Below are 8,264 nucleotides of genomic sequence, written 5' to 3'. Positions count from 1 at the left end.
TGCCGCCGGCCAGCAGCGTCGCGGTCAGTGCACCCCGGGCCGCCGCCGGAAGCCGGCCCGATCCGGTCAACAACAACAGCGAATCCGCATCGGCGCCGGCGGCGACGTGAGCCACGGCCACCTCGATCAGCAGGCTGGTCTTGCCGGTCCCCGGGCCGCCCCGCACCTGCAGCACTCCCCGGCGCAGCGGATCCAACGCCGCGGCGACCTCGCCGGCATACGGCTCCCAGTGCTGCGTCATGACGCCATGACACCACTACCCTCTGACAATCCCGGTGAGGGCTGGCACCATCGACGGGTGAATTCCGATCATCGGCTGCACGTGCACCGCTACGGTCCGGACGGCCCGATACAGCTGTTGGCCGTGCACGGCTTGACCGGCCATGGGGCCCGCTGGCGGCACGTCGCCGGGTATCTGCCTGAAACCACGGTCGCCGCACCAGATCTCATCGGCCACGGACACTCGTCGTGGGCGGCCCCGTGGACTATCGACGCCAACGTGGCGGCGCTGACCGGGTTGCTCGAGGGCGGCGCCGGCGGCCCCGTCGTAGTCGTCGGGCACTCCTTCGGCGGAGCGATAGCGCTGCATCTGGCCGCGGCGCGCCCCGACCTGGTCCATTCGGTGGTGCTGCTCGACCCGGCGATCGGCCTGGACGGCCACTGGATGGCCGAGATCGCCGCGGCGATGCTGGCGTCCCCGGACTATCCCGACGCCGCGGAGGCCCGCGCCGAGAAGGCCAACGGGGGGTGGTCGGACGTGGATCCGGCGCTGCTCGACGCCGAACTCGCCGAGCACCTGGTGGCACTGCCCGGCGGGCGGTGCGGCTGGCGGATCAGCGTGCCGGCGATGATGTCGTACTGGAGCGAGTTGGCCCGCCCCCTCGTGCTGCCACGATCGACGCCGACGACGCTGCTGCGCGCCACCCGCACCTCACCACCGTATGTGGGCACGCGCCTCATCGAGGCCCTGCAGACGCGACTCTGCACCAACTTCCAACTCGTGGACCTTGATTGCAACCACATGGTGGATCAGGCGCGGCCCGCCGAGGTGGCAGCCGTCATCCACGACCGGTTGGCCCGGAACTAGGAGGTCCACGGTGGCGACGGTGACCGACGAGCAGGTCGAGCGGGTACGCGCACTGATCCTCGGTATCCCGGCCGGCCGGGTCGCCACCTACGGCGACATCGCCTCCGCGGCAGGGCTTTCCAGCCCTCGCATCGTCGGCTGGATCCTGCGGGTCGACGGCGCCGACCTGCCGTGGCATCGGGTGATCAGGGCGTCCGGACGGCCGGCAACCCAGCTGCGCACCCGACAACTCGAACTGCTTCGCGCCGAAGGGGTGACTGCGGTCGACGGACGAGTGGATCTGCGCGCCGCGCGTCACCGATTCTGACGGCACCTGCGGTGTCAGAGCGCCAAGCGCACCAGTGCCGCGGTGCGGGCCAGCCCCGGGAATGCCTCGGCCGTCGAACGCGGGTGCAGCGCATGTACGGCGAGTCGGAAAATCAACGCGCGCAACAGCATCTGCGGCCACTCGGGCAGCGAATCCCAGCGTTCGATCAGCCCGTCATCGGCGTCACCCCACGACAGGGCGTCTACCACCACCACTCCGGCGGCCCAGGACGGCGGCCGCCAGTACGGCGTGATGTCGGTGATGCCGGGCGCCGCGGCGCCGGAGAACAGCACCGTGCCGTACAGGTCGCCGTGCACCAACTGACTGGAACCCTTGGTGGGCTTGCGCAGCGTGGCGAGCTGATTGATCAGGTCGATGGACCGCTGCCCGTCCACCGAACCCGGGGCCAACCGGGCGCCGGTCTGCAGTGAGGCGAACGGCTTCTCCTCCCACGCGGCCCGATCGGCGGCGATGAACACGTCGACGTCGGCCCACGGCGCCACCGGCGCCTGGGTGAGGAAGCGGGGTCGTTCCAACTTGGCGGTGGCCTCGTGCAACCGAACCCCCGCCGAGACCACTTCGTCGTGACGGGGTTCGGGAGTGCCCGCCACGAAAGTGTCGGCTCGCCACCCCGACACCACATAGCGTCCGTCGGTGGAGCGCACCGGCCGGGCCAGTCGGATGCCGTCGGCGAACAGCGTTTCGCGCACCTTTGCCGACCAGGCGGCCCTGGCATGGTCGGCGACCATCGACACCACCACTTCCCCGCACTTCCAGCCGTCCTCCCACCCGGCGTCCAGCGGAGTGGGCTCCATGCCGCGAAGGCCGAAAGTCGCCAGCACATGCTCAGGCGGCGGCTCGACAGTCACGCGACAACTCTATGTCGTCAGCGTCCGCGCGTCGGGGAGCCTCGCCGGGGTCATGCGGCGGTCCCAGCTTCGGCTCTCCTCCCTCGAGCCTCGCTGAACCGCCGGTGTTGATGCGGCGGTCCCAGCTTCGGCTCTCCTCCCTCGAGCCTCGCTGAACCGCCGGGGTCATGCGGCGGTCCCAGCTTCGGGGGTCAGTACATCACCATGTCGGGCTGCATCGCCTTGGCCCACGCCACAATTCCACCCTGCAGATGGACCGCGTTGGCGAAACCGGCCTTCTTCAGGGTGGCCAGGGCCGCCGCCGAGCGCACGCCGGTCTTGCAGTACAGCACCGGAATCCGGTCCTGCGGCAGCGTCGCCAGCCCCTCGCCGGTGTTGAGCATCGACTGCGGCACCAGCCGGGCGCCCTCGATGTGGTTGATCTCCCACTCCGCCGGCTCCCGCACGTCGATCAGCTCCAGTTGCTGCCCGGAGTCCAGCAGCTCACGCAGCTCGGCCGGGGTGATGGTGGACCCGGCGGCCGCCTCGGCCGCATCCGCGGAGACCACCCCGCAGAACGCCTCGTAGTCGATCAACTCGGTGATCTTGGGCGTGGACGGATCCTTGCGGACCCGAATGGTGCGGTAGCTCATCTGCAGTGCGTCATAGATCAGCAGCCGACCCAGCAACGACTCGCCGATGCCGGTGATCAACTTGATCGCCTCGGTGCCCATCACCGACCCGACCGACGCACACAGCACCCCCAGCACGCCCCCCTCGGCGCAGGACGGCACCATTCCCGGCGGCGGAGGCTCGGGGTACAGGTCGCGGTAATTGAGTCCCCGGCCGTCCGGTGCGTCCTCCCAGAACACCGAGACCTGGCCCTCGAAGCGGAAGATCGAGCCCCACACGTACGGCCGGTGCGCCAGTGCCGCGGCATCGTTGACCAGATAGCGGGTGGCGAAGTTGTCGGTGCCGTCCAAGATCAGGTCGTACTGCTCGAACAGCTGCACGGCGTTCGACGCGTCCAGCCGGAATTGGTGCAACCGCACGTCGACCAGCGGGTTGATCGCGTTGATCGAGTCGCGGGCGCTCTCGGCCTTGGCGCGGCCGACGTCGGCGACCCCGTGGATGACCTGGCGCTGCAGGTTGGATTCGTCGACGACGTCGAAGTCGATGATCCCGATGGTTCCGACACCGGCGGCCGCCAGATACAGCAGCGTCGGTGCGCCCAGCCCTCCGGCACCGATCACCAGCACCCGCGCGTTCTTGAGCCGTTTCTGTCCCTGCACACCGACGTCCGGGATGATCAGGTGTCGGCTGTAGCGCTCCACCTCATCGCGCGTCAGCTCGCCGGCAGGCTCCACCAGCGGCGGCAGTGATCTCGACACCGCACAATCTCCTCGAAGTCGTCTTCGTCATCCATCACAGCAGCTGGTGGCGGCAACGACAAACCCACCACGAAGCTTCCCGGGTCCGGCAGCCGGTTCACTCGATCGGTTCAGGCGATGGGGGCCGGCCACGGGTTGAACCTGCAGGTCTTCCCGTCGGGCTTGACCCAGTCCGGGTCGAACTTCGCCGCGTCGTCATTCGAGGTGCCGAACGTCTGCTGCATCATCACCGGCGCCAGGCCGTCCTGCCGCTCGCACGGCTCGTGATGCTGATAGCCCAGGGCGTGACCGACCTCGTGGTTGATCAGGTACTGCCGGTAGGAGCCGATGTCGCCCTGGAACGGCACCGCGCCGCGAACCCAGCGGGCCTCGTTGATGAACACCCGCGGTTCCGACCGCGCACCGTAGGACGGGTTGTAGCACGACGCTTCCAGCGGAATCTCGTACCCGCAGCCTTCCCGAACGGTCAGCGGCGAGGTCAGCGAGATCCGGAAGTCGGGTTCGACGCCGCTGGTCGCGTCGACCCGCACGAACCCGATCTGCGGGTTGTGCGTCCACCCCTTGGGGTTGCGCAACGTCTGGTCGACCATCCGGGCGAACGCCTCGTCGCCGCCGAAGGCGGTCGTGTCGATGCCGTTCTCCACCTCGATGGTGTAGGCGAACACCTTCTGGGTGCCCCGGCCGAATACCGGCTGGGTGCCCGGAACGACATGCCAGGTCATGGCGCCGGCCTCGGTGAACGGGCCACCGTCGGGCAACACCCCGGTCGGCAGGTTGACGTCGAATTCGGTGAGCCCCCGCGGCGGCGCGCCGATGATCGAGGTGCCGGCAGATCCGATCGTCGGCGGGCCCTGCACCGGCTCATCGAAGTCCTGGGCGCGTACCCCGGTGCCGGTCACGGTCTGATAGACCACCACCACGGTGAGCACCATCAGGACCGGCAGTGCGTAGGCACGCCAGCCGTAGGTGGACACGAAACTGCCCAGCCAGGTCTGTTTGCGCCACTGCCGATGGACGTCGCGGTCAGACCGCAGCCGGCCGGTGCCGGCGGCGAGTGGATCGCGCTGCGCGCGCAGGGGTTCGCGGAAACGATCCCGAAGTACCGGGGCTCGACCGCCGCCGCGTTGCCCCGGGTCGTAGGTCACCGTTCCAGAATGACACAACCACTGCGAGCTGGGACTCTTCGCCGCGCCATGTCGGCGGGCCGCGAACCGTGCCGCAACGGGCCGGCGCCGGGTTGGTGGATGTCGCTGGCAGATCTGACGGCGGCAGCGCGTAGTCTCGCTCTCACGCACCGGCCGTCGGGCGCTCATTCCTGCCGGCCGGCCGAACCCGGATTGAGGAGTCGATGAGCAAACCGATCGACACGGCCGAGCGCGGTGGCGGCAAGTCGGCAGGCCGCGGCTCAGCGGCCACCAAGGCGCCGGCGGCCACCAACCGTCGGGGCAGCCGGCTGCCCCGCGACGAACGACGCGGACAGCTGCTGATCGCAGCCAGCGAGGTGTTCGTCGACCGCGGCTACCACGCGGCCGGTATGGACGAGATCGCTGACCGGGCGGGCGTCAGCAAACCGATCCTCTACCAGCACTTCGCCTCGAAACTGGAGCTGTACCTGGCGGTGCTGGCCCGCCACGTGGAAAACCTGGTCTCCGGTGTGCGGCAGGCCCTGCGGACCACCACCGACAACCGCCAGCGGTTGCGGTCGGCGGTGCAGGCGTTCTTCGACTTCATCGAGCATGACGGCCAGGGCTACCGGCTGATCTTCGAGAACGACAACGTCGCCGAGCCCCAGGTCGCGGTGCAGGTGCGGGTGGCGACCGAATCGTGCATCGATGCGATCTTCGATCTGGTCAGCCACGACTCCGGCCTCGACCCGCACCGCGCCCGCATGGTCGCCGTCGGGCTGGTCGCGATCAGTGTGGACTGCGCCCGCTACTGGCTCGACAGCGACCGTCCGATCTCCAAGGAAGACGCCGTCGAGGGGACGGTCGCGTTCGCTTGGGGCGGGCTGTCACACGTGCCGCTCACTCGTTGAGACGAACCGCCTCCGTCAAGAGGAATTAGCCCGGGCAATGGTTTCGGAGCCGATCCCGAACCCGACCCGCCGGCTGTCGGCGGCCCCGATCTCCACATAGGCGATCTTGGCGGCCTGCACCAGGAACCGGCGCCCCTTGTCGTCGGTGAGGGCCAGCAATTCCGTGCCCTTGCTCAACGCGGCGACCACCAGTTCCTCGACTTCATCGGGCGTCTGCGCGCTGTTGATGACCAGTTCGCGCGAGCTGTCGGTGACCCCGATCTTGACCTCCACGCCAGCCCCTTTCGTTTGCGTCGGGCGTTGTCAAGCAGGCTAGTGGACGGGCCCGCGGTTGGTGCGCACCGGTCGTTCGCCCTTGGCGATACGCCGGCCGCTACGCCAGGCCCAGTTCGCGCATCCGCTCGTCATGGGTGTGCTGGATGCGGTCGAAGAACCCGGCCAGGTGTGCCAGTCCGGCCGCACCGGCGACCACCAGGTCGACGAGTTCGTCGTGGTCGGCCAACACGTACTGGGCCTGGGTGATCGCCTCTCCGAGCAGCCGGCGCGACCACAGCGCCAGCCGGCTGCGCTGCTTGGCGCTGGCCGTGACCGCGGTGCGCACCTCGTCGACGACGAACTGGGAGTGCTTGGTCTCGGCCAGCACCGCGCGCACCACGTCGGCCACCTCGTCGGGGAGGCCGTGGGCGATCTGCAGATAGAAGTCGGCGGCCATCGCGTCACCGACATAGGTCTTGACCAGCGCCTCCAGCCAGGTGCTGGGCATCGTCAGCCGATGGTAATTGTCCAGGGCGGTGGTGTATTTCGACATCGCCTCCACCACATCGACACCGCGGGCGTCGAGGGCCTGACGCAGCAATTCGAAGTGGCCCATCTCCGCGGCGGCCATCGCCGCCATCGAGATCCGGCCACGCAGATCGGGTGCCATGCGCGCTTCGTCGGTGAGCCGGTAGAACGCCGCCACCTCGCCGTAGGCCAGTACCGCGAAAAGCTCGTTGACACCGGGATGATCGGCGGACAGTCGGGGCGGGGAAGGCTGCGCTTCGGCGTCGGTCGAGGGAACCGAATTCATCACCACACTGTAGGCGTTGCGCCGGACTGGACCGGTGCCCGGCCCGACCAGGTAGTATGACCGCAGGCAGTGCCGATTCGGCGCTGTCGCGCAATGTGCGTACACGCGGTTGGCCCGCCTCCTCGGCGAGTGCAGGGCCCCCCGGATTGGCAAGTCAGGTATCGACCGTCACAGCGTGTGCGCCCCGACCACACCGCGATCGACTTTCATACCGCGCCAACTCCGAAAGGCATCTGCCAGCGCATGACCCCCGTTATCGCCACCACTCGACCCACCTCCCCACCGACCTTCACCGAACTGGGTGTGCGCGACGAGATCGTCCGCGCGCTCGCCGAGGACGGCATCGAACGCGCTTTCGCGATCCAGGAGCTGACGCTCCCGCTGGCCCTGGCCGGCGACGACCTGATCGGCCAGGCCCGCACCGGTATGGGCAAGACCTACGGTTTCGGCGTCCCGCTGCTGCAGCGGGTCAGCACCAGCACCGACCGGCCGTTGACCGGCATCCCGCGGGCGCTGGTCGTGGTGCCCACCCGCGAGCTGTGCATACAGGTCTCCGGCGACCTGGCCGACGCGGCGAAATACCTGACCGCCGGAGACCGTCCGCTGTCGGTGCAGGCCATCTACGGGGGCCGGCCCTACGAGCCGCAGATCGAGGCGCTACAGGCGGGCGCGGACGTCGTCGTGGGCACCCCGGGCCGGCTGCTCGACCTGGCCCAGCAGGGCCATCTGCAGCTGGGCGGGCTGACCGTGCTGGTGCTCGACGAGGCCGACGAGATGCTGGACCTGGGCTTTCTGCCCGACATCGAACGCATCCTGGCCCGCATCCCCGATGACCGGCAGTCGATGCTGTTCTCGGCGACCATGCCCGGCCCGATCATCACGCTGGCCCGCAGCTTCATGAACCAGCCCACCCACATCCGCGCCGAGGCGCCACACTCCTCGGCGGTCCACGACGCCACCGAACAGTTCGTCTACCGGGCCCACGCGCTGGACAAGGCGGAGCTGGTCGCCCGGCTGCTGCAGGCCCGCGGCCGGGGCGCCACGATGATCTTCACCCGCACCAAGCGGACGGCGCAGAAGGTGGCCGACGACCTCGGCGAGCGCGGGTTCAAGGTGGGTGCGGTGCACGGCGACCTCAACCAGGTGGCCCGCGAGAAGGCCCTGAAGGCGTTCCGCACCGGGGACATCGACGTGCTGGTTGCCACCGACGTGGCCGCCCGCGGCATCGACATCGACGACGTCACCCACGTCATCAACTACCAGTGCCCCGACGACGAGAAGACCTACGTGCACCGCATCGGCCGCACCGGCCGCGCCGGTAAGACCGGTGTCGCGGTCACGCTGGTCGACTGGGACGAACTGGCCCGCTGGTCGATGATCGACAAGGCGCTGAACCTGCAGTGCCCGGACCCGGCGGAGACCTACTCAAGCTCACCGCACCTGTTCACCGAGCTGAACATCCCGACCGAGGCCACCGGCACCATCGGCAACGCGGGCCGGTCACCGGCCAAGCGGTCCGAGGGCGGC

10 protein-coding genes are annotated in these 8,264 nt (G+C 69.1%); 4 read left to right on the top strand and 6 right to left on the bottom strand.

What is annotated here, in order from left to right:
- A partial coding sequence (locus DQP56_RS20705) for a UvrD-helicase domain-containing protein (RefSeq protein ID WP_133258988.1) occupies window positions 1-241 on the bottom strand: 241 nt, incomplete at its 3' end.
- Between the two features lie 57 nt (window positions 242-298).
- Between DQP56_RS20705 and DQP56_RS20700 the strand changes: the two genes are divergently transcribed.
- Together DQP56_RS20700 and DQP56_RS20695 are read left to right on the top strand one after the other, a co-directional pair.
- Window positions 299-1,087, top strand: a complete 789-nt coding sequence (locus tag DQP56_RS20700; protein WP_112688646.1) for an alpha/beta fold hydrolase — start codon at window positions 299-301, stop codon at window positions 1,085-1,087.
- A 10-nt stretch (window positions 1,088-1,097) separates the two neighbouring features.
- The gene (locus DQP56_RS20695) at window positions 1,098-1,394 is read left to right on the top strand and encodes an MGMT family protein (RefSeq protein ID WP_112688644.1); all 297 of its coding nucleotides are present in this window, start codon (window positions 1,098-1,100) and stop codon (window positions 1,392-1,394) included.
- Between the two features lie 14 nt (window positions 1,395-1,408).
- Here the strand turns inward: DQP56_RS20695 and DQP56_RS20690 are convergent, their stop codons facing one another.
- The 3 genes from DQP56_RS20690 to DQP56_RS20675 all read right to left on the bottom strand — a co-directional run bounded on the left by DQP56_RS20690 (window position 1,409) and on the right by DQP56_RS20675 (window position 4,778).
- Window positions 1,409-2,263: a TIGR02569 family protein gene (locus DQP56_RS20690; RefSeq protein ID WP_112688642.1), complete on the bottom strand. Its 855-nt coding sequence runs from the start codon at window positions 2,261-2,263 to the stop codon at window positions 1,409-1,411.
- A 191-nt stretch (window positions 2,264-2,454) separates the two neighbouring features.
- Window positions 2,455-3,633 carry an adenylyltransferase/sulfurtransferase MoeZ gene (gene moeZ, locus DQP56_RS20680; RefSeq protein WP_112688640.1) on the bottom strand — a complete coding sequence of 393 codons (1,179 nt, stop codon included), beginning with the start codon at window positions 3,631-3,633 and terminating at the stop codon, window positions 2,455-2,457.
- 110 nt (window positions 3,634-3,743) lie between these two features.
- Window positions 3,744-4,778, bottom strand: a complete 1,035-nt coding sequence (locus tag DQP56_RS20675) for a DUF3152 domain-containing protein (protein WP_112688638.1) — start codon at window positions 4,776-4,778, stop codon at window positions 3,744-3,746.
- A 203-nt stretch (window positions 4,779-4,981) separates the two neighbouring features.
- On the opposite strand from DQP56_RS20675, the gene fasR reads away from it, so the two are divergent.
- Window positions 4,982-5,668 carry an HTH-type transcriptional activator FasR gene (fasR, locus tag DQP56_RS20670; protein WP_112688636.1) on the top strand — a complete coding sequence of 229 codons (687 nt, stop codon included), beginning with the start codon at window positions 4,982-4,984 and terminating at the stop codon, window positions 5,666-5,668.
- A gap of 15 nt (window positions 5,669-5,683) precedes the next feature.
- On the opposite strand, the gene DQP56_RS20665 is transcribed toward fasR, so the two are convergent.
- Together DQP56_RS20665 and DQP56_RS20660 are read right to left on the bottom strand one after the other, a co-directional pair.
- On the bottom strand, window positions 5,684-5,941 hold the full coding sequence (locus DQP56_RS20665) for a DUF3107 domain-containing protein (RefSeq protein ID WP_112688634.1): 258 nt from the start codon (window positions 5,939-5,941) through the stop codon (window positions 5,684-5,686).
- Window positions 5,942-6,041: 100 nt separating this feature from the next.
- The gene (locus tag DQP56_RS20660; RefSeq protein ID WP_112688648.1) at window positions 6,042-6,737 is read right to left on the bottom strand and encodes a ferritin-like fold-containing protein; all 696 of its coding nucleotides are present in this window, start codon (window positions 6,735-6,737) and stop codon (window positions 6,042-6,044) included.
- A 243-nt stretch (window positions 6,738-6,980) separates the two neighbouring features.
- Between DQP56_RS20660 and DQP56_RS20655 the strand changes: the two genes are divergently transcribed.
- Window positions 6,981-8,264: DEAD/DEAH box helicase (locus DQP56_RS20655; RefSeq protein WP_133258987.1), on the top strand; the 1,284-nt coding region annotated here is incomplete at its 3' end.

Origin of the sequence: Mycolicibacter senuensis (assembly GCF_003284925.1) — a bacterium.
Lineage (GTDB): Bacteria > Actinomycetota > Actinomycetes > Mycobacteriales > Mycobacteriaceae > Mycobacterium > Mycobacterium algericum_A.
This window is presented reverse-complemented; position numbering and strand designations above follow the sequence as displayed.

Excerpts from the sequence above, each read along its gene's own strand:
- DQP56_RS20660 (WP_112688648.1), bottom strand. The coding sequence starts at position 6,737 with ATGAATTCGGTTCCCTCGACCGACGCCGAAGCGCAGCCTTCCCCGCCC.
- fasR (WP_112688636.1), top strand. The coding sequence starts at position 4,982 with ATGAGCAAACCGATCGACACGGCCGAGCGCGGTGGCGGCAAGTCGGCA.